Here is a 19,861-nt window from a genome sequence, read left to right as displayed (position 1 = left end):
ATGTCAGAAGATCGCCAGACCCTTGACGTCTATGACGCCCAAGCCGCCGAATACGAGGCGCGGGTCGCGATCAAGGACACACCGGGGCTGGACGGTTTCATCGCGGAACTGCCCCCACACGCGCATGTTTTGGACCTAGGCTGTGGTCCCGGCCTGACCGCAAAACAGATGATGAACCACGGACTGACTGTGGATGCCACGGACGGCTCCACCGCGATGGTGAAACGCGCCCGCGATCACGGCGTTCCTGCGCGACAGGCTCTGTTTCACCAGATCGACGGGCACGCCCTCTATGACGGGGTCTTTGCAAATTTCAGCCTGCTCCACCTACCACGTGCCGAGATGCCCGTCATGCTGACCCGGCTTCACAAGCTGCTGAAATCGAAGGGCATCCTGCACATCGGCGTCAAACTGGGCATGGGCGATGCCCGCGATGATCTGGGGCGGTTTTACACCTATTACCAACAGGATGAGCTGGAAGAGCTGTTGACCTCGGCAGGCTTTACACTCATCACCCGCATTCTGGGCAAGGGCACTGGGCTGGATGGCCGTTCATCCAACTGGATTGTCCTGCACGCGCACAGCTAAGGCGAAAGGAACACACTCATGGCTGAATTTTTCGCCTATACCGACGGCGCCTGTTCCGGCAACCCCGGCCCCGGCGGCTGGGGCACGCTTTTGCAGGCTAAGGAAGGGAATGCCGTCGTCAAGGAGCGCGAGTTGAAGGGTGGCGAGGCGCTGACCACCAACAACCAGATGGAGCTTATGGCCGCCATCATGGCGCTTGAGACTTTGGGCAAGCCCTGCGCGATCACCGTCATTACCGACAGCCAGTATGTGAAGAACGGCGTGACTGGTTGGATCCACGGCTGGAAGCGCAACGGCTGGAGAACCGCTGCCAAGAAGCCCGTGAAGAATGCCGAGCTTTGGCAGCGTCTGGACGAAGCCCAAGCGCGCCATCACGTGACGTGGGAGTGGGTGAAGGGCCACGCAGGCCATCCGGAAAACGAACGCGCAGACGAACTGGCGCGGGCAGGCATGGCGCCCTTCAAGAGCTAAGACTTTCTGCCTAGCTGCGGCCCGAGTATCTCTGCCACAGCCAGATCAGCAGAATGGCCCCCAGCACGGCTCCGATTGCTCCGAAGGCAATGCTGCCAACCATCATCAAAGCACGCATCAGAAGACCGCTGATCAACGCCCCGCCCACACCAATGGCGATTGTCGTGGGGACATCCGTGCGCACGTCCATGATGCGCGTGGCCAGAAAACCCGCAGCAGCACCAACGATGATCAAAAATATAATCGACATGTGATCAATATGGGGTCAGAGCGTGCGGATTGAAAGGTTCAACCGACCTGATCGGGCATGTCAAAGCCGCGCAGGAAGTCTTCGGCCTCCATCGCGCGTTTGCCGGGACGTTGGGCACGCAGGATCTGCACGGCGCCGTCTCCGCAAGCGATGGTCAGCCCGTCCAGAACCTGTCCGGGTGTGCCGTTTCCATCCACCAGACGCGAGGCCAAAAGCTTCACCTGCTCGCCCGCCATATCGCATTTCGCGCCGGGGAACGGGGACAGGCCACGGATCAGGCGATCCACGCCGACTGCGGGCCGGGTCCAATCCACCCGCGCCTCGGCCTTGTCGATTTTCGCGGCATAGGTCACGCCGTCCTCAGGCTGCGCCTCGGGGGTCAGATCGTCCAACCGCGCCAGAGCGTCCACGATCATTCGTGATCCCATCGTCGCCAGACGATCATGCAACAGGGCCGTGGTTTCCTCGGCCCCGATGGGTGTCGCTTCGCGCAGCAGGACGGGGCCCGTATCCAGACCGGCCTCCATCTGCATGATGCAAATGCCAGTTTCGGCATCGCCCGCCATGATCGCACGGTGAATGGGCGCGGCCCCCCGCCAGCGCGGCAGAAGCGAGGCATGGATGTTCAGGCAGCCATGCGTTGGCGCATCCAGAATGGCTTGCGGCAGGATCAGGCCATAGGCGACGACAACCGCAGCATCCGCGTTCAGATCGGCAAAGGCTTGCTGTTCCTCGGCACCCTTTAAGGACACAGGGTGACGCACCTCCAACCCCAGCTCCAACGCCCGCGCATGGACCGGACCGGGGCGGTCTTTCTTGCCGCGCCCAGCGGGACGAGGCGGCTGGCAATAAACGGCGGCGATGTCATGCCCGGCCTCGACCAGCGCTTCCAGCACCGGAACGGAAAAGTCGGGCGAGCCCATGAAGACCAGTCTCATCGGCTCAGCTTCCTTGCCTTTTTCACCAGCATGTCGCGCTTCACCTTCGACAGGTGATCGACGTACATCTTGCCGTTCAGGTGATCGATCTGGTGCTGTACCGAAGTGGCCCAGATGTTCACGAAATCGCGCTCCTCGACCTCGCCCGCCTCGTTCAGGAACCGCACGGTCACGGCGCGCGGGCGGCTGATCACGGCAGAGACGCCGGGCAGGTTCGGGCTGGCTTCTTCGTGTTCACGCGATTGGGTCGAGGCGTGCAGGATTTCGGGGTTCGCCATGCGCACCGCCTGCCCGCGTTCGTCCGACGCATCCACAACCGCCAAGCGCAGCATGATCCCCAACTGAGGTGCCGCCAGTCCAACACCGGGCATCGAATCCATCGCAAAGATCATCTCGTCCCAGATGGCGCGAATGTCATCCGTCACGGCCTCGACCGGTTCAGCCGCCGTGCGCAGGCTTTTATGCGGGTATTTCACATAGGGGCGGTGGGTCACGACCGGGCTAGCTCGCGCTTCAGTTTCTGCATCTTGCGGGTGATCATCTGGCGCTTCAGCGGCTTCAGATAATCAATGAACAACTTGCCGTTCAGGTGGTCGATCTCGTGCTGGACACAGGTCGCCCAAAGCCCGTCGAAATCGCGTTCCTGCAGGTTACCGTCGCGATCCAGCCACTGCACTCGAACCTCTTTCGGGCGGGTGACTTCGGCGAATTGATCCGGGATCGACAAGCAGCCTTCTTCATAGACGTTCAACTCGTCCGAGGACTGGATGACCTCGGGGTTGAACATGATCAAGGGCTGCCGCGGTTCGTCTTCGTCCCGCACGCAATCCAGCACGATCAGACGTTTCAGAATGCCAATCTGGGGCGCCGCCAGACCGATGCCCGGCGCGTCATACATGGTTTCCAGCATATCGTCGGCCAATGTCCGCAAGTCATCGGACAGGTCCGGCACAGCGTCGGCCACCTTTTTCAGGCGCGGGTCGGGGTGAATAAGGATCGGTTTGATGGTCATATGCTGCATGTAGGACATGCGCCCCTTTCGTGCAATGGCTGGCTTGCACCCGCCGCCAAAGCCGCTAACGTGCCCAAAATGCCATCCCGAAGGAGACACCATGAATTTCGACAAGATGACCGAGCGCCGGGGCACGCACTCCTCGAAATGGGACAAGATGGAGCAGCTGTTCGGCGTATCACAGGAAGACGGGCTGGCGATGTGGACAGCGGACAGCGACTATGAAACCGCGCCCTGCGTGATCGAAGCGGCCCGCAAAGCTGTCGAGCATGGCGTGTTCGGTTATTCTTGGGAATATGATGCCTACAAAGAAGCCGTCGCGTGGTGGATGCGCACACGACACAATTGGGACGTGAACCCGGATTGGGTTCTGTCCAGCCAAGGTCTGGGCAACGCGATTGCTCTGTGCCTTCAGACGTGGACCGAGCCCGGCGATGGCATTGTGATCTTCACCCCCGTTTATCACGAATTCGCTATGAAGATCGGCAAGAACGGACGCAAGGTGGTCGAATGTCCGCTGAAACTTGTCGGCGACCGGTACGAACTGGATCTGGAGGACGCACAGTCGCGTCTGACCGGCAACGAGAAGATGATCCTGTGGTGCTCGCCGCAGAACCCCTCGGGCCGGGTCTGGACAGAAGCCGAGCTGAAAGCCATCGCTGCGTTCGCTGAAAAGAATGACCTTATGCTTGTCTCGGACGAGATCCATCAGGATCTGGTCTATCCGGGCCATAAGTTTGTCCCGACCGCCGTTGCTGCCCCGGAATCGCTTCCGCGTCTGATTACGCTGACCGCGGCCTCAAAAACCTTCAACATCGCAGGCCAGCGCACCGGCAACATGATCATCCCCGATGATGAACTGCGCAACGCGATGCGCGGCAAGCTCTATCAGATGGACTATGCCCCCGGCATGTTGGCTGTGTCGATGATCACCGCAGCTTACTCGCCCGAGGGCGCAGAATGGGCAGACGCCCAGATCGCGCATCTGGACCGCAACCGCAAAATGTTCGACGCCGCGATCAATGCCATCCCCGGCGTGAAATCCATGCCGCTTGAAGCGACCTATCTGGCCTGGGTCGACTTCTCGGGTACTGGCATGACCCATGACGAGGTGATTGCCCGCATTCGCGACGACGCCAAAATCGCCGTCAGCCCCGGCCCGTCATTCGGCGCCGGAGGCGAAGGCTTCCAACGCTTCAATCTGGCCACGCAAGGCGCGCGGGTCGAAGACGCCATCACCCGCATGCAGCGCGCCTTTGCAGACTTACAGTGACACACAAAAGGCCCGCGCGGATCACTCCAGCACGGGCCTTTTGTTAGAAACTCAGAGTTACTTGCCTTCGATTAGGGCAACCGGCGCATTGTCTTCGCGGGCATAGTCCCGCGGCACGGCGTCATGCGCTTCGGCCTTGCGCTTGAATTCATACTTCATCTCACCGTCTTCCTCTTCCGAGGCAATGATCAGGCACTGATACAGATGCCTCGACCCGTCATAGAGGTCCACCAACCCGCGCAGATGCGGCGCACGTTCAGCATCCAGCGCGAATCCTGTCTCCCAGAACTTCAGCACCGGGAACACCTCTTCATTCACACGAATGCGCAAACGGCTTTTTTTCTTGAGGTCTTTCTTGCGCGCCGCTTCCAGCCCCTCGCGCACCTCTTTCGGAAGATATTCCACGGTTCGTCCCCTCCCAACGCAGATGACTATCATGGCACAAGATATGTCTCGGTCAAGTAAACGGAGTGTTAACCATGAGTTAGATTGCTGCCCTCAGCTAAAGCTCACCGAAGGCATCAAGCGCAGCAGTTCGCGCGCTGGCATGGTCCACGATCGGGTGGGGATAGGTCGCCCCCAAGCGCACACCCGCCCCATGCAGCACGGCCTCGGACGCTTGCCACGGGGCGCCCAGATAACGGTCCGGCAGAGCCGACAGCTCGGGCACCCACTGGCGGATATACGCGCCGGTCGGGTCAAATTTCGAGGCCTGTGTGATGGGATTGAAAATGCGGAAATAGGGTGCAGCATCCGCCCCGCAGCCTGCCACCCACTGCCAACTGGCCGCGTTCGACGCGACATCCGCATCCAGCAACGTGTCATGGAACCACGCCAGCCCCGCGCGCCAATCAATGCGCAGATGCTTGGTCAGGAACGAGGCCACGATCATCCGCACGCGGTTATGCATCGTGCCGGTCTGCCAAAGCTCGCGCATACCGGCATCCACGATCGGGTACCCGGTCTGCCCCCGCTGCCACGCGGTCAGATCATTGGGCGCGTCGCGCCACGGGAAGGGGACGAATTTTGGCTGGAACTCTACATGCGGCAAGCTGGGCGTGTGATAGAGCAAATAGGCCGCGAATTCGCGCCAGCCGAGTTCGGCGAGGAATTTGGTCGCGTCCCGTTCGCCAATATCTCTGGTCAGTTCGGCACGGCGCAGACTGGCCAAGATCTGGCGCGGTGTGATCTCTCCCATCTGCAAATGCGGCGAGAGGTTCGAGATCCGCGCCTCGGCCGGAAAGTCCCGGCCCTCGGCGTAACCTCGCGCCCGCGTGGTCAGGAAGTGATCCAAACGCGCAACCGCGCCAGCCTCGCCCGGTGTCCAATGGGGTCCAAAGCCCGCGGCCCAGTTGGGGCGCGTTGGCAGCAATCCCCAATCGGGCAGGTCTTCGCTCGACAATTGGCGATGGAATGTCAGGTCAGAGGGGATCGGCAAGGCAGGCGAGACCTGATCCAACTGCGCCAGACAGGCGCGCCAAAACGGGGTGAAGACACGGAACGGCGTGCCGGATTTGGTTGCCACCTGCCACGGCTCGAATAAATACCGCCCCGCGTGGCTTTCGGCCCGAATGCCCTGCGCCTTCAGCTGCGTCTTCAGGACGGTGTCCGCGGCAACCGCATTGGGCGTATAACGACGCGACCAGTGCACCTCGTCCGCGCCGGTTTCCGCGATCACCTGCGACAGTACCATCTGAGTCGGACCTGATCGCAATACCAACTGCCCGCCCAGCTGATCGATCTGCGACACCAAGGCGGTTAAAGAGCGATGCAACCACCACTGCTGCGCCCCACCAATCGGATCAGCGGGGTGAGGATCGTTCACGAAAAGGCAGATAACGGGGCGACCACCAGCACAGGCGGCGGTCAGGGCTGCATGATCAGACAGACGCAGATCATTGCGATACAGAAGGATGGCGGGGCGGGACGTGCTCATGAATGCCTCATGTGTAGGACATAGAGTATACGTCCCGCCACCGTATTTAGATCAGTGCTTTTAGATCAGGTATTGTGATCCTCGACCAGATCGACACCCACCACCGGGCGCAGCACGTGGGGCTTCTCGGGATCGTAAAGCGCGGAATCCTTGAAGTCACGGCCACGATCCAACGCCGGGCCGACTAGGATCAGCGCGGTGCGAGTGATCTTTTCGGCACGGACTTTCTTGCGAATATCCTTGATCGTGCCACGAATGAACATCTCGTCCGGCCAGCCGACGCGATAGGCGACGACCACCGGGCAATCCTCGCCATAATACGGGGTCAGCACGCGCTCGATCTCGCGCATGTTGCGCACAGCCAGGTGGATGGCCAGCGTCGCGCCGGTCTTGGCGAAATTCTCAAGGCTTTCACCCTCGGGCATCGAGGTCGACTGCATCGACATCCGGGTCAGAACGATGGACTGGGCGATTTCCGGGATGGTCAGTTCCTGCCCCAAGGCGGCCGCAGCAGCAGCGTAGGCGGGCACACCCGGAATGACTTGATAGTCGATCCCATCCGCATTCAGGCGGCGGATTTGTTCAGCAATCGCACCGTAAAGAGACGGGTCTCCGGAATGCACACGGGCCACGTCCTGCCCACGCGCATGGGCGGCTTTGATTTCGGCGTGGGTGTCGTCCAGCGTCATCGCGGCGGTGTCCATGACTTTCGCATCGTCAGGGGCGCAGGCGACAACCTGCGGCGGGACCAGAGACCCCGCATAAAGGCACACCGGACACTCGCCAATGACGCGCTGCGCTTTCAGGGTCAGAAGTTCGGGATCGCCGGGGCCGGCACCAATGAAATAGACGGTCATGACAGATCTCCATCAATGCGGCGGGCATAGCCGCGCGGGGTAAACATACGGGGGCCTTCGCCCAGTTGCGCCAGACGCGAGTTCGACGAGCCCACCAGCACCACGGTCAGCATGTCGACCTCGTCCACCTGCAATTCGTCCAGACGGCGATAGCGGATGTTCTCGGTCGGGCGACCAAGGTTCGAGGCCAGCATCACCGGCGTATCTGCCGGGCGATGCTTCAGCAGGATGTCACGTGCCTCGGCCAGCAGAGTGCGGCGCTTCATTGACACGGGGTTGTAGAAGGCGATCACGAAGTCACCCTCAGCGGCAGCGTGAAGGCGCTTCACGATATCCTCGCGGTGGGTCAGCAGATCCGACAGTGAAATGGCGCAGAAATCGTGGCCCAACGGTGCGCCTGCACGGGCGGCTGCACCTTGCAGCGCGGACACACCGGGTGTGGACACAACCTCGACCCGACGCGCTGCATCGCTGACGCCTTTTTCCTCGGCGGTACGGTCGAGGAGTTCGTACACCAACGCGCCCATCGCATAGATGCCCGCGTCGCCCGAGCAAACCAGCGCGACGTTCTTGCCCTTGCCCGCCTGTTCCAGCGCGTAACGGCAGCGATCTTCCTCGCCGCCCAGCGGGAAGTCCGAGCGGGTTTTACCAGCGGCCAGCGGGCCGATCAGGTCGATATACAGGCCATAGCCCACCAGCTCCTCGGCCTCTTGCAGCAGATGGCTGGCTTCCGGCGTGCGCCATGTGTGCTGGCCCGGCCCGATCGAGACAATGGACAGCTTGCCACGGGTGCGGCCACGCATCTCGGTAATGGGCTCGGGTGCACGCGCGATGGCGCATGTGGTGTTGGCGGTTTTGACCTTTTCGACAACCAGTTCGGCGTCCGGGCCAGCGGCGGCCAGCGCCGCACCTTCCGACACGCCGTGGCATCCGACCTCTTCGAACACGACGTCCGAGGGGTTCGCCAGACGCGCGGTTTCGGCTTCCAGTTCCTCTGCCGTGAACACGCGGAACGGCACGTCCAGACGGCGCGCCAAATCATTCATCGCGCGTTCGTCGGCTTTCAGGTCCAGCGAGGTGACGCAAGCGATGGCCTCGGGGGCGATATTGGCGGCGACCAGTTGCTCGGACACGTTCTGCCACAGCTCTTCGGGGTCCGCATTGCGCGCACAACCCACACCCAGCGCGAAGCGTTGCGGGTGATAGGCCAGACGCGTCGGGCCGGTCTCAACCGGAGCCTCGGTCACAACCAGTTCGACCGCGCCGCCCGCGTCATCGATGTCAAAAATGTTCTCGCCCACGATCGAAACGCCAGCGCCCGACAGCAGTTCTGCCATGGCCTCTTTCGCGTCCTTCTGGTTGGCCAGACGATAGCCCACCGGCGGCTCGTCCAGCGCCACGCCCATCGACACGTCACCTGCGGTGGTGACGGCAGCGGTGGCGTTGATCCCGGCTGCGATTTGAGTTGCCAGACGATTGGCCCCGCGATGCCCGCCCAGCAACGGCAGCACGGCGGATCCATCATCGGCGACGGCCACAACGGGCGGTTCGGCCAGTTTGTTGGCAAGGATCGGCGCAACCGCGCGGATCAGAATGCCCGCAGCGCAGACGCCGACGATGGGCGTGCCCGCGGCAAACAGCATCCGCACGTGATCCAGCGCGTTGGGGAAGAATGCATCGGCTTTTTCGACACGGCCTTCGCGGCCATGCACCTGTGCGCCCAACAGGGCAGCGACCTTATGGGCCAGAGGTTCGCCTGAAGCATTCAAGCAGATAACAACAGGCGTTACAGCCATGGGTCGGTTCCTTTCGCAAGCAGGATCATCGAGAAATAAGGGGCCTTTTCAGGGGCCTCGGACAGGGGCAGCACGACCTCTTCCGGCAGGCTGGCGCGTTCCACATAGGTGGCTTTCGCAGTCAGGCCGAGGTCATCAATCACGCTGCGGATCTTGGGCAAGTGACGCCCGACTTTCATGATCGCCACCGACTCTGCGCCTTCGATACGCGACCGAAGCTCGTCCTCGTCCAGCGGGCCGGGCAGCACGGTCAGGCGTTCGTTGCGCGCGACCAGAGGGCGTTGCGCCCGGGCGGCCACGGTGGTGATCGAGGTCACGCCGGGGATGATGTCGCAATTGAACCGATCCGACAGGCGGGCGAACAGGTACATGAACGAGCCATAGAAGAACGGGTCGCCCTCGCACAGCACCACCACATCGTCGCCCGCTTCCAGACGCTCGGCGATCTGCGCGGCGCCTGCATCATAGGCGGCTTGTGCCGGTGCACGCTCGACGCTCATGGGCACCGGAATGCGGATCTCGTCCGCGTCTTCCGCGATCAGGTCAGCGGCAATCGACCGGGCAAAGCTGTCTCCGCGCTCCAGCGCCGGATAGGCCACGACCTTCGCCGCCGCAATCAGGCGCGCAGCCTTCAGCGTCATCAGCTCGGGGTCTCCCGGGCCAAGGCCGATCCCATATAGGGTTCCGTTCATCGTTTAATCAGGCTCCATTGGGTGACAGGGCGCAGGGGCTTCCAACCGGACAGCGACCCCAGCGCTTCCGCGCGTTCCACAGACAGTTTCACCAGCTGTCCGCCATGTTTCTTGTGCAGCGCGGTCAGGCACATCTCGCTTTCGATGGTGACCGCGTTGGCGACCAGACGGCCCAGAGGGCGCAACGCCGCCCATGCGGCGTCGAAAGTTTCTTCGGTCAGGCCACCACCGATGAATACCGCATCGGGGGCATCCAACCCGTCGAGCGCAGCAGGGACCATGCCGTCGACAAGCTCCAGACGTGGCACGCCCAGCGCCAGCGCGTTCGCAGCCGCCATAGCGCGGCGTTCCGGTTTGGGCTCAATCCCGATGGCGCGGGCATAGCGCGCGCCACGCATCCATTCGACCGCGACCGAGCCACAGCCCGCCCCGATATCCCACAGCAACGCACCGCGCATCGGCATCAGCTTTGCCAGAGTGATCGCGCGGACTTCTTGCTTGGTCATGGTGCCGTCGGATTGGAACAGCTCGTCTGCCAGCCCCGGCACGCGCGGCAGAAGCGCGGCGTCAGGGGCGGCAACACAGTCTACCGCCAGCGTGTTGAACTCGGGCACCTCATGGTCCCAGCTTTCCGCCAGCCCATCGAAGCGTGCTTCCTTGTCGCCGCCCATGTGGGCCAGCACGGTCATGCGGGATTTGCCAAACCCACGCTCAGTCAGAAAGGCTGCAATCTGCCCGGGAGTCTCGGCGCCTGTGGTCAGGATCAGCAGGCGTGCGTCGGGTTGGATGAAGGCAATCATCTGCTCGACCGGGCGGCCATGCACGGTCAGGGTTTCCAAATCCGCCATCGACCAGCCCATGCGGGCGGCGGCCAATTGGAACGCGCCGACCTGCGGGTGGAAGACGATCTGTGATGCATCGAAATGACGGCCAATCTTGGCCCCAACCGAGAACCATAAAGGATCCCCCGTCGCCAACACCGCCACACGTTTGCCGCGCCGCGCTTCAAGTTCGGCAATCAGGCTGTTGAAGGGCGAGGGCCACGCAAGGCGCTCGGCCTCGGTGTCCAGCATCTCGTGATGGCGTTTGCCGCCCACAATGACCTCGGCCGCATCCAGAACCGCGCGGGTCGCAGGCGCCAGCCCGTCAACGCCATCTTCGCCAATGCCGATGATATGCAGCCAAGGTTGGGTCATGTCACTTGCTCCTGACACCAAGTTTCTTCGAAGAAACTTGTCCGTTTTCTTGGGAAGAAAACGGGATCATTTCTTTTCCTCCGGCAGTCCTGCCGCCAAGGCGTTCACAGCAGCCGATGCAATCGCCGAGCCGCCGCGCCGTCCGCGCAGGGCGACGAATTCGCAGCCACGCGAGTCGTTGGCCAGTTCCGCTTTGCTTTCGGCAGCGCCGACAAAGCCCACCGGGAAACCCAGGATCACGGCAGGTTTAGGCCCGCCCGCGTCGATCAACTCCAACAGGTGGAACAGCGCGGTGGGGGCGTTGCCCACGGCAACGACAGCGCCTTCTAGCTTATCCGCCCACAGCTCGACCGCCGCGGCGGAGCGCGTGTTGCCGATTTCCTTGGCAAGCGGGGGCGTGCGCGGGTCGTTCAGGGTGACGATTACCTCGTTCCCGGCAGGCAGATAGCGGCGAATAATCCCCGCGCCCACCATCTCGCAATCGCAAAAGACGGGCGCGCCGGATTTCAGCGCCTCGTGGCCGACCTGATAGGCGTTTTCCGAGAACGCCAGACGGTCCGCGACCTCGACCATGCCGCAAGCGTGGATCACACGGGTGGCAAGCGCCGCCATGCCACCGGGGAACCGCTCCAACCGAGCTTCGCGGCGCAGGGTCGCGAAGCTTTCGGCATAGATCGCCATCGGGTCGCGTTCATAGCGCAGAGGGGGACGGCCCGTGCTCATTTCGAGCGTGCCGATTCTGGGCCATGCGGGTGTTTCGCATGAGGGTATTCGGCGTGCACGTGGTCATGATCATGGTGATGATGATGGTCATGGTCGTGATCATGATGGTGGTGGTGATCGTGGTCATGATGGTGATCATGGTCGTGGCTGTGGTCATGATCGTGGCTGTGGTCATGATCGTGATGGTGGTGGTGATGTCCCATATACAGGCGGCATTCGCCGGTGCAGAACGTGTCACACAGCTTACAATCCGCCACGTTCGAGCCGGGCGCGGATGCCCCCTGCCCTTCGACGTGGTGGTGGTGGCTTTCCTGAATGGCGCCAACCTCGGCCTCGAAGCCCAGAACCTCGACACGGTATTTGCACATCACGCAGGTGGGCGGCGGGACGTCTGCAAAGGCGGGGTGCTTTTCGCGATCCTCGACAGAAATGGTTTTCTCTTCGCCGCCATCCATTGCCAGAACCTGCGTGCGATAACCACAGGTGCCGCAGTTCGGCGGGCGCACGTCGCCCAGCTGCTCTGTCACGCGCTCGGCGAAGGTTTCCAGCACTTTCGGGTGATCGTTCAGATAACCCGCTTTGACGAAATGGATGTCCGGGTTTTCAGAAGCGACCTTGTCGGTGAAGCCATAAATCCGGTCAATCAGGATGCCGGTGAACAGGAAATACGGGAACACGATGACGCGTTTATAGCCCAGCTTGGTCACGTGGTTCAGGCAGGGTTCGACCAGAGGGAAAGTCACGCCGGAATAGCCCACTTCCAGCCAGCCAAAGCCCATACCCTCCTGCAAGAGACGCGCCACCTTGGCGACGTTGCCGTTGGCGTCAGGGTCCGAGGCACCACGGCCGATCACCACAAGGCAGGTTTCCTCCAGCGGCACCTCGCCCTTCTCGGCATTGGCGGCGTCGACGGCTTCCTGAATGCGCGCACCGGCAGCGGCGATCATCTTGGGGTCCACGCCCAGTTCGCGCCCATAGGTGACGTCGATCCCGTGCTTTTCAGCGTAGGAATTCAGAACCGTCGGAATGTCGTTCTTGGTGTGCATCGCGGCAAACAACATGCCCGGGACGGCCAAAATGCGGTCACAGCCCGCTTCACGCAGACGGTCCAGCCCGTCGCGGATCACCGGGTTTGCAAACTCCAGATAGCCATAGTCGGTCATCCAGTCGTCCGGGAAATAGGCCGGAAGCTTTTCCGCTAGGACCGCGAACTGGTCCACCGCATCCTGGCTGCGCGAGCCATGCCCGCAGATCATCACACCAATTTTCGACACGCTCATGCCTCCTGCGGCTCTTCGTCTACAGCTTCTGCCTCGGCCTTGTCAGCGTCGGCATCTTTTCCCTTTTGGCCCTTCAGCGCCGCCCACAGGCCAATGCCTGCTGCCAGACCAATCAGGATAATCGCCCCAATATGGTCATGTCCTGCGACGTCTCCGATATGGCTGGGGTGGGCAATGGCCGGGCCGGCCAGAAGGCCAAGAACAACAAGAGCAAAACGGGTCATGCGGCATCCTTTCACGCATAAAGCGGGCGCAAAGAGGTTGCCTCTTTCGTTCAACGACGCTGCGTCTGATCCCCTAACTGGGTCGATCGTCTGCAGCCAACCTCTCTGGCCCTATGGGCTTCGTTGGGTTTTCTATAGAAAGCGTGTGGGATGGGCGCAATGGGAAAGACGGCACGGAAGGGCCGATTGGCGACATCTGGCGTGGGTTTTGGGGTGCGAATGCGGTCAGCCGCCCGTGCAACCGCGAATATCAACGCCACGCCCAGCCGCCAGTACGGTCAGACGCACGTCCGAGCGATTCAGCATGAAGGGCTTGCCCGAGATCGGCACAAGATCGGCCACCGTGGTCAGAACCCTGCCGTCGCGTTGCGTCGACAGGGTGTTCACCCACAGCGAGGGGTCTGTGGTTTCCACCACAACGACCTCACCCTTACCAACGCGGGGCATGTCGATGGATGCGGTCAGACGCAGCCCGTCCTTGATCGGCTCGACCTGACAGATGGCTTTGCGCAGTCCAGCTTCAGAAGCCGTATCGGGCCGCGCATTCAGCGCGCGTTTGATGGGACGCGCGGCCTTGGTGGCCTCGGCAGGCAGCGTGACCGAAATCTCGGCGTCCATCGGCATGCACACGTCTTTGCACACCCCAAGGTTCACCTTGCCAGTCAACGTGATGGGTTCTCCGTTCTGACTGGGTGTCAAGCTCATCGGCAGGACCAATTCATGCGAATAGCCGATGGTCTGCATCCCGGACGTCTCGAACACCTCGGGTACCGGCCAATGGAAGGTCACGCCCGCCAGATTACCCGACCCGCGCCAATCAAGACTTGGGGGGATACCGGCCTCTCCGGGGCTGCGCCAATAGGTCTTCCAGCCATCCGCCAGCCTCACCCGAAGCGCGGCCATGTGGTTGCCCGACGCATCCCGCCATCCCGGCAGAACGTCGATCTGCGCCACGTCTTCAAGCGCAGGCGGCGTATCCGTTTGCGCCGAAGCCGGAGTGCCCAGCGACAGCGCCCCAAGACAGGCAGTAAGGATGGCGTGTTTCATATTCATGCCCAAATACATAAGCAGCAAATCGCACATGTAAAATCACAAAATCCGGATAAGTTGTGACCAGCCCTTGCAAAGCGTCGGCCGGATCGCTTTTCTATTAGTATGAGCAACACCGAAAACACCGAAATGAACCTCAGCGGAAAGCTGTTGATTGCGATGCCCGGCATGGGGGATCCACGGTTCGAAAAATCCGTGGTGTTCATGTGCGCCCATTCGCCGGAAGGGGCGATGGGGCTGATCGTGAACAAACCGTCTGCCGAGCTGTCATTGGGCGATGTGCTGGCGCAGCTGGACATCGACGCAAGCTCGATCACCAAGGCGGGCAAAGTGTTTTTCGGCGGTCCTGTGGAAGGTGGACGTGGATTTGTCCTGCACTCGGGCGAATACAACAACGACGAATCGACCCTGAAGGTGGATGACGTTTTCTCGATGACCGCGACACGCGACATTCTCGAGGCGATGGCCCATGGCGAAGGTCCACAACAGGCCTTGGCCGCTTTGGGCTATGCCGGATGGTCGCCGGGACAGATTGAGGACGAGATCCAGCAAAACGCATGGCTGACCTGCGACGCCGAGAAGGCGATTGTCTTTGCCTCTGACGATGACGGCAAATGGACCGCGGCGCTGGCCCAACTTGGCATTGACCCCCTACTTCTGTCAGCAGAGGGCGGCCACGCTTGATCGCACCTAGTCTCGTGGGGCCGCCGCCCGACGCAAACGGTCATTGATCGCACGCCCAAGCCCATGATCGGGAATCGGTGACACGGCGATTGGCGCATCCCCATCCGCATCCAGCTTGTGCAGATAGCCAAACAGGTTCGCTGCAGCCTCGACCAGATCGCCCGAGGGCGACAGGTTCAGCGCGGCCTCGACCGGGCCAAATCCCAACAGACGCTCACCGGGCGCGACGTTTTCCGCATTCAGCCGCATCCGCGCGTTGGGCGCGTAATGTGATTGAAGCTGCCCCGGCGCATTGATGGCCTCATCCTGAGCTCGGCTCGCAAGCGGGCCACCCAGCGCGGCTTCAAGCGCTTCGACCGGCAGGCCGCCGGGGCGCAGCAGCGTTGGCTCGGGGTCAAGTCCGACAATGGTGCTTTCCAGCCCGACGCCACAGGGACCACCGTCCAACACCGCCTCGATCCGGCCCGACAACCCGTCCAGCACATGCTGCGCGGTCGAGGGGCTGATCCGCCCCGACGGATTGGCCGAGGGCGCGGCGACGGGCACGCCCGCGGCCTCTAACAACTGGTGCGCAAGCGGGTGCGCGGGCACGCGGATCGCGACGGTCGGCAGTCCGGCGGACACCAAGGCGGACAACGGCCCATCCGGCTTCAACGGCAACACAAGCGTCAGCGGCCCCGGCCAGAAGGCCATCGCCAAATCGCGGGCGACGCCAGACAGCTCGGCATAGTCCGTCACTGCATCGACCGACGGCAAATGCACGATCAGCGGATTGAAATGCGGACGGCCTTTAGCCTCAAAGATTCGCGCCACCGCCCGGTCATCCGTCGCATTGGCTCCAAGGCCATAGACGGTCTCGGTCGGGAAGGACACCAGCGCACCAGTGCGCAACAGCTCGGCCGCGCGGGCAATGCCGCCCGCGTCGTCCTGCAAATGCTCGGTTTTGAAGCTGCGCTCGGTCATGACGCTGCGTTTTCCTTTGCCCTTCAAATGACCTTCGGTAAGGGATCATCAAAGCCCTGTTAAGGGTCAATGTCCACGAAGCCAAGGATCGAACATGACTTATCGCGCCACAACTGATGACTTTCAATTCCTGTTCGACCACATCATTGGCTACGACGACATCGCCGCGACCGAGCTGTTTGCCGAAGCCTCGGGCGACATGGCGACCGCCGTTCTGACGGAAGCGGGCAAGATGTGCGAAGACAAGCTGGCGCCATCGCACCGTGACGGTGACCTGACCCCGGCAGTATTGGAAAACGGCGTTGTGCGTACCTCGCCCGGATTTGCCGACAGCTATGCGGCGATTGCTGAAGGTGGTTGGATCGGCATGGCCGCGGACCCGGAATATGGCGGCATGGGCCTGCCCCTGACCCTGCAAACCGCTGTGAATGACATGATGTCGGCGGCGAACCTGTCGCTGCAGCTTTGCCCGCTAATGACGCAGGGCCAGATCGAAGCGCTGGAGCATCATGCCTCGGACGAGCTGAAGGCGCTGTATCTGCCCAAGCTGATTTCCGGCGAATGGGCAGGCACCATGAACCTGACCGAGGCACAGGCCGGGTCGGACGTGGGCGCACTGACCTCGAAAGCCAGTGACAATGGCGACGGCACCTATGCGGTATCGGGTCAGAAGATCTTCATCAGCTGGGGTGACAACGACATCACCGAAAATGTCTGCCACCTTGTTCTGGCGCGCCTGCCCGATGGTGCGGCGGGCACTAAAGGCATCTCGCTGTTCCTTGTGCCGAAATTCATCCCCGATGCAGACGGCAACCCGGGCGAAAAGAACGACCTGCGCGTCGTCAGCCTTGAGCATAAGATGGGCCTGCACGGCAGCCCGACGGCTGTGATGTCCTTCGAAGGCGCAAAAGGCTGGATGATCGGCGAGCCGCACAAAGGCATGGCCGCCATGTTCACCATGATGAACAACGCCCGTCTGGGGGTTGGCGTTCAGGGTCTGGGTGCTGGCGAAGGCGCCTATCAGAAAGCGCTGGCCTACGCGCTGGAGCGCAAGCAGGGCCGCACGCCTCTGGGCGAAGATGGCACCGGCATGATCATTGATTTCGCCGATGTACGCCGGATGCTGACTCAGATGCGCTGCGAGCTGTTCGCCGCCCGCGCCATGGCTTTGTCGCTGTCCAAGGCCATCGACATGGCCACCGCAACGGGTGACGAAAGCTGGAAAGCCCGCGCCGCCCTGCTGACCCCGATCGTGAAAGCCTATGGGACCGAGACCGGCATTCTGGTCAGCCATCTGGGCGTGCAGGTCCATGGCGGCATGGGCTTCATCGAGGAAACCGGTGCTGCGCAGTACTGCCGCGATGTGCGTGTAACCGCGATTTACGAAGGCACCAACGGCATTCAGGCCATGGACCTTGTAGGTCGCAAGATGATGGACGGGGGCGATGCTGCCTTCCGCCTGCTGGATGAAATCGAAGCTCAGGCTGAAGGCGCCCGCGCCATGTTCCCCAACATGTCCGAAGCCGTCTGGTCGGCTGCCGAAGACCTGCGCGAAACCGTCGAATGGATGGTCGAGCAAGGCGACATGCAGGACCGCTTTGCCGGTGCCGTGCCGTTCCTGATGGGCTTTGCCCGCGTTCTGGGCGCGCATATGCATTTGAAAGCGGCGATTGCCGAAGGCGGTAACGGCGCGCGCACCGAACTGGCCCGCTTCCACATCAACCGCTTGCTGCCCGAACACACTGCACAGTTTACGCAGGCGCGTGCCGGGGCTGCTGGCCTCTATGCACTCAGCCCGGAAGATTTGGCCTCGTGAGCGACCTGACGACCGGAAAGCTGGACTTTCCTTTTCCCGACGCGCCCGCCGAGGGCGAGGCCATTGAGGTCGCAAAAGGCGTGCTCTGGGCACGCCTTCCGCTGCCTATGGCCTTGGACCACGTGAACGTCTTCGCATTTGAAGACCCCGAGGGCTGGACCATCGTCGACACAGGCTTTGATACCGGCAAGACCCGCCGCATCTGGGAAAAATTGCTGGCAGGCCCGCTGGGCGGCAAACCCGTGGTACGCGTGATCGTCACGCATCACCACCCTGACCACGTCGGGCTGGCCGGCTGGTTCCAGCGCGAACATGGCGCGGAACTGGTCACCACCCGCACAGCGTGGCTGTTCGCCCGGATGCTGCTCTTGGATGAGCAGATGGAACCGGTGGACGAGACGCTCGCCTATTGGCGCGCGGCGGGGATGGATCGCGAGGTTTACGAGAAACGCCTGACCGAGCGCCCCTTCAACTATGCCGACATCGTCGCCGACATGCCCCTAGGCTTCAAACGCATCAAGGAAGGCAGCCGCATTCACTTTGGCGGGCGCGACTGGGACGTGCGCATTGGCAATGGCCACGCGCCAGAACACGCGACGCTCTGGTCCACGGATGGGGAACTGGTGATCGGCGGGGACCAACTGCTTGCCACGATCAGCCCCAACCTTGGCGTCTATGCGACCGAACCCGATGCGGACCCGGTCGGCGACTGGCTGGAAGCCAATGAACGCCTGAAGCAATACGCGACCCCCAACCAACTGGTCCTGCCCGGCCACAAGCTGCCCTTCACAGGCCTGCCCACGCGGATGCGCCAGTTGATCGACAACCACCACAGCGCCCTGCGTCGACTGGAAGAGTTCCTGTCAGCCCCCCACACCGCTGGCGAATGCTTCCCGCCACTGTTCAAACGCGAGATTAAGGGCGGGGAATACGGGCTGGCGCTGGTCGAGGCCGTCGGCCATCTGAACCACCTTCTGCACGAAGGCCGCGCCATCCGCACTATGCGCGAGGATGGCGCGTGGGTGTGGAAAGCCGTCTAGGCTCTACACGCTTTTCTTGTCTAAAATATCCTGGGGGAGTGTGAAACCCGCAAGGGTTTCGCACGGGGGCAAAGCCCCTTAACCCCGCCCGCGCGGCACAACCTCGTATCCCGGCTCTTCTGGTTCATCATCTGTCATCTCGGCGGGAAACCCGGGGGCGGTGATGTCCAGCCCGGTGGCTTCCTCGAGACGACGAATGATGTCATCTGACTGCGCCCGCTCGCCATAGCGCGCGATCCCATCCTTGAAGATTTCGATCATCAGGGGCGAGATTTCCAGCGGCACATTGGCCCGGTCCGCAATGTCCTGAAACAGGCCGATATCCTTTTTCACAAGATCCATGGTGAAAGAGATGTCGCGCGACCCGTTCAGAATCACCTGACTTTCGGTCTCGTGAACGAATGACGTTCCGGACGAAATCTTGATCGCCTCGTATGTCGTCGCCAAGTCCAACCCGGCGGCTTTCATCGTCACCAATGCCTCGCAGCAGGTCAGCAGGTTGGCGGTCGCCAGATAGTTGGTCATCACCTTCAGAACCGAGGCCGACCCGAGCTCGCCCGTGTGCAACACGCGGCGCCCCAGAACCGTCAGGATCGGCAGCACGCGTTCAAACGTCGCCCGATCACAGCCTGCAAAGATCGAGATATTGCCCGTATCCGCCCGATGGCACCCGCCCGAGACCGGGCAGTCCACGGCCGCGCCACCGCGCGCAATAACCTCGGCGCCCAGACGTTTCACCTCGGCCTCGTCGGTGGTGGACATCTCAAGCCAGATCTTGCCCTCGCAGACTTCGTCCAGCATCTCGCTGACCACCGCGTTACACGCCGCGGGAGACGGAAGGCAGGTGATCACCACGTCGCACGCGCGCATCAAAGCTGCTGGATTGTCTGCCGCCTTGGCCCCGCGCGATACGAACCCGTCGACGAACTCGGAATTCAGGTCCAGCACCGTCAGGTCCTTGCCATTCCGCAACAGGCTTCCCGCCAGTTTACCACCGACATTCCCAAGCCCAACAAAACCGATTTTCATGCAAATCCTCCCTGATTTCCGGTCAGATTTTCAGCGGCGCCCC

The 19,861-nt window shown here is 62.0% G+C and carries 22 protein-coding genes; 6 read left to right on the top strand and 16 right to left on the bottom strand.

What is annotated here, in order from left to right; genetic code table 11:
* Together MWU53_RS11515 and rnhA are read left to right on the top strand one after the other, a co-directional pair.
* A complete protein-coding gene (locus tag MWU53_RS11515; RefSeq protein ID WP_247093458.1) occupies positions 1-588 on the top strand; it encodes a class I SAM-dependent methyltransferase in 588 nt (195 codons plus the stop codon).
* An 18-nt stretch (positions 589-606) separates the two neighbouring features.
* Positions 607-1,059 carry a ribonuclease HI gene (rnhA, locus tag MWU53_RS11510; RefSeq protein ID WP_247093457.1) on the top strand — a complete coding sequence of 151 codons (453 nt, stop codon included), beginning with the start codon at positions 607-609 and terminating at the stop codon, positions 1,057-1,059.
* Positions 1,060-1,069: 10 nt separating this feature from the next.
* On the opposite strand, the gene MWU53_RS11505 is transcribed toward rnhA, so the two are convergent.
* From MWU53_RS11505 to def (MWU53_RS11490), 4 genes are read right to left on the bottom strand one after another with little or no spacing between them, the layout of a single operon-like run.
* Positions 1,070-1,309 (bottom strand): GlsB/YeaQ/YmgE family stress response membrane protein, encoded by a 240-nt coding sequence (locus MWU53_RS11505; protein ID WP_247093454.1) that lies wholly within the window; start codon positions 1,307-1,309, stop codon positions 1,070-1,072.
* Between the two features lie 38 nt (positions 1,310-1,347).
* Entirely contained in the window at positions 1,348-2,247 is a 900-nt protein-coding gene (fmt, locus tag MWU53_RS11500) for a methionyl-tRNA formyltransferase (protein WP_247093452.1), read from the bottom strand.
* Positions 2,244-2,741, bottom strand: a complete 498-nt coding sequence (gene def, locus MWU53_RS11495; protein WP_247093450.1) for a peptide deformylase — start codon at positions 2,739-2,741, stop codon at positions 2,244-2,246. The genes fmt and def (MWU53_RS11495) overlap by 4 nt, the downstream gene beginning before the upstream one ends.
* Positions 2,738-3,277 (bottom strand): peptide deformylase, encoded by a 540-nt coding sequence (def, locus tag MWU53_RS11490; protein ID WP_247093448.1) that lies wholly within the window; start codon positions 3,275-3,277, stop codon positions 2,738-2,740. The genes def (MWU53_RS11495) and def (MWU53_RS11490) overlap by 4 nt, the downstream gene beginning before the upstream one ends.
* Positions 3,278-3,359: 82 nt before the next feature.
* Between def (MWU53_RS11490) and MWU53_RS11485 the strand changes: the two genes are divergently transcribed.
* Positions 3,360-4,532 (top strand): MalY/PatB family protein, encoded by a 1,173-nt coding sequence (locus tag MWU53_RS11485; RefSeq protein ID WP_247093446.1) that lies wholly within the window; start codon positions 3,360-3,362, stop codon positions 4,530-4,532.
* 57 nt (positions 4,533-4,589) lie between these two features.
* Here the strand turns inward: MWU53_RS11485 and MWU53_RS11480 are convergent, their stop codons facing one another.
* The 10 genes from MWU53_RS11480 to MWU53_RS11435 form a co-directional block, all read right to left on the bottom strand.
* Entirely contained in the window at positions 4,590-4,970 is a 381-nt protein-coding gene (locus tag MWU53_RS11480; RefSeq protein WP_247093444.1) for a hypothetical protein, read from the bottom strand.
* A 64-nt stretch (positions 4,971-5,034) separates the two neighbouring features.
* Positions 5,035-6,468, bottom strand: coding sequence for a deoxyribodipyrimidine photo-lyase (locus MWU53_RS11475; RefSeq protein ID WP_247093442.1), 1,434 nt, complete (start codon positions 6,466-6,468; stop codon positions 5,035-5,037).
* A gap of 65 nt (positions 6,469-6,533) precedes the next feature.
* A complete protein-coding gene (gene cobM, locus MWU53_RS11470; protein ID WP_247093441.1) occupies positions 6,534-7,325 on the bottom strand; it encodes a precorrin-4 C(11)-methyltransferase in 792 nt (263 codons plus the stop codon).
* Positions 7,322-9,121, bottom strand: coding sequence for a precorrin-3B C(17)-methyltransferase (gene cobJ, locus MWU53_RS11465; protein WP_247093439.1), 1,800 nt, complete (start codon positions 9,119-9,121; stop codon positions 7,322-7,324). The genes cobM and cobJ overlap by 4 nt, the downstream gene beginning before the upstream one ends.
* Positions 9,112-9,813: a precorrin-2 C(20)-methyltransferase gene (gene cobI / locus MWU53_RS11460; RefSeq protein WP_247093437.1), complete on the bottom strand. Its 702-nt coding sequence runs from the start codon at positions 9,811-9,813 to the stop codon at positions 9,112-9,114. Before cobI ends, cobJ begins: the two co-directional genes overlap by 10 nt.
* On the bottom strand, positions 9,810-11,009 hold the full coding sequence (gene cbiE / locus MWU53_RS11455; protein WP_247093435.1) for a precorrin-6y C5,15-methyltransferase (decarboxylating) subunit CbiE: 1,200 nt from the start codon (positions 11,007-11,009) through the stop codon (positions 9,810-9,812). The genes cobI and cbiE overlap by 4 nt, the downstream gene beginning before the upstream one ends.
* A 66-nt stretch (positions 11,010-11,075) precedes the next feature.
* The gene (locus MWU53_RS11450) at positions 11,076-11,732 is read right to left on the bottom strand and encodes a precorrin-8X methylmutase (protein WP_247093433.1); all 657 of its coding nucleotides are present in this window, start codon (positions 11,730-11,732) and stop codon (positions 11,076-11,078) included.
* Entirely contained in the window at positions 11,729-13,012 is a 1,284-nt protein-coding gene (locus MWU53_RS11445) for a sirohydrochlorin chelatase (protein WP_247093431.1), read from the bottom strand. The genes MWU53_RS11450 and MWU53_RS11445 overlap by 4 nt, the downstream gene beginning before the upstream one ends.
* Positions 13,009-13,236: a DUF6732 family protein gene (locus tag MWU53_RS11440; protein WP_247093429.1), complete on the bottom strand. Its 228-nt coding sequence runs from the start codon at positions 13,234-13,236 to the stop codon at positions 13,009-13,011. Before MWU53_RS11440 ends, MWU53_RS11445 begins: the two co-directional genes overlap by 4 nt.
* 225 nt (positions 13,237-13,461) lie before the next feature.
* A complete protein-coding gene (locus tag MWU53_RS11435; RefSeq protein ID WP_247093427.1) occupies positions 13,462-14,283 on the bottom strand; it encodes a protein-disulfide reductase DsbD domain-containing protein in 822 nt (273 codons plus the stop codon).
* 108 nt (positions 14,284-14,391) lie between these two features.
* Here MWU53_RS11435 and MWU53_RS11430 point away from each other — a divergent pair, with 108 nt between their 5' ends.
* A complete protein-coding gene (locus MWU53_RS11430; protein ID WP_247093425.1) occupies positions 14,392-14,970 on the top strand; it encodes a YqgE/AlgH family protein in 579 nt (192 codons plus the stop codon).
* A 6-nt stretch (positions 14,971-14,976) separates the two neighbouring features.
* Here MWU53_RS11430 and MWU53_RS11425 read toward each other — a convergent pair whose 3' ends face one another.
* Positions 14,977-15,933, bottom strand: coding sequence for an L-threonylcarbamoyladenylate synthase (locus MWU53_RS11425; RefSeq protein WP_247093423.1), 957 nt, complete (start codon positions 15,931-15,933; stop codon positions 14,977-14,979).
* 94 nt (positions 15,934-16,027) lie between these two features.
* On the opposite strand from MWU53_RS11425, the gene MWU53_RS11420 reads away from it, so the two are divergent.
* Positions 16,028-17,749 carry an acyl-CoA dehydrogenase gene (locus tag MWU53_RS11420; RefSeq protein WP_247093421.1) on the top strand — a complete coding sequence of 574 codons (1,722 nt, stop codon included), beginning with the start codon at positions 16,028-16,030 and terminating at the stop codon, positions 17,747-17,749.
* Between the two features lie 5 nt (positions 17,750-17,754).
* Positions 17,755-18,789, top strand: coding sequence for an MBL fold metallo-hydrolase (locus tag MWU53_RS11415; protein ID WP_247093524.1), 1,035 nt, complete (start codon positions 17,755-17,757; stop codon positions 18,787-18,789).
* A 78-nt stretch (positions 18,790-18,867) separates the two neighbouring features.
* On the opposite strand, the gene MWU53_RS11410 is transcribed toward MWU53_RS11415, so the two are convergent.
* A complete protein-coding gene (locus MWU53_RS11410) occupies positions 18,868-19,818 on the bottom strand; it encodes an NAD(P)-dependent oxidoreductase (RefSeq protein ID WP_247093419.1) in 951 nt (316 codons plus the stop codon).
* Between the last annotated feature and the right edge of the window lie 43 nt (positions 19,819-19,861).

It is taken from the genome of Aliiroseovarius sp. S1123, assembly GCF_023015885.1.
In the GTDB taxonomy this organism is placed as follows: domain Bacteria; phylum Pseudomonadota; class Alphaproteobacteria; order Rhodobacterales; family Rhodobacteraceae; genus Aliiroseovarius.
Note: the sequence above shows the minus strand (reverse complement) of the source record. Positions and strands in the feature narration are given on the sequence as shown.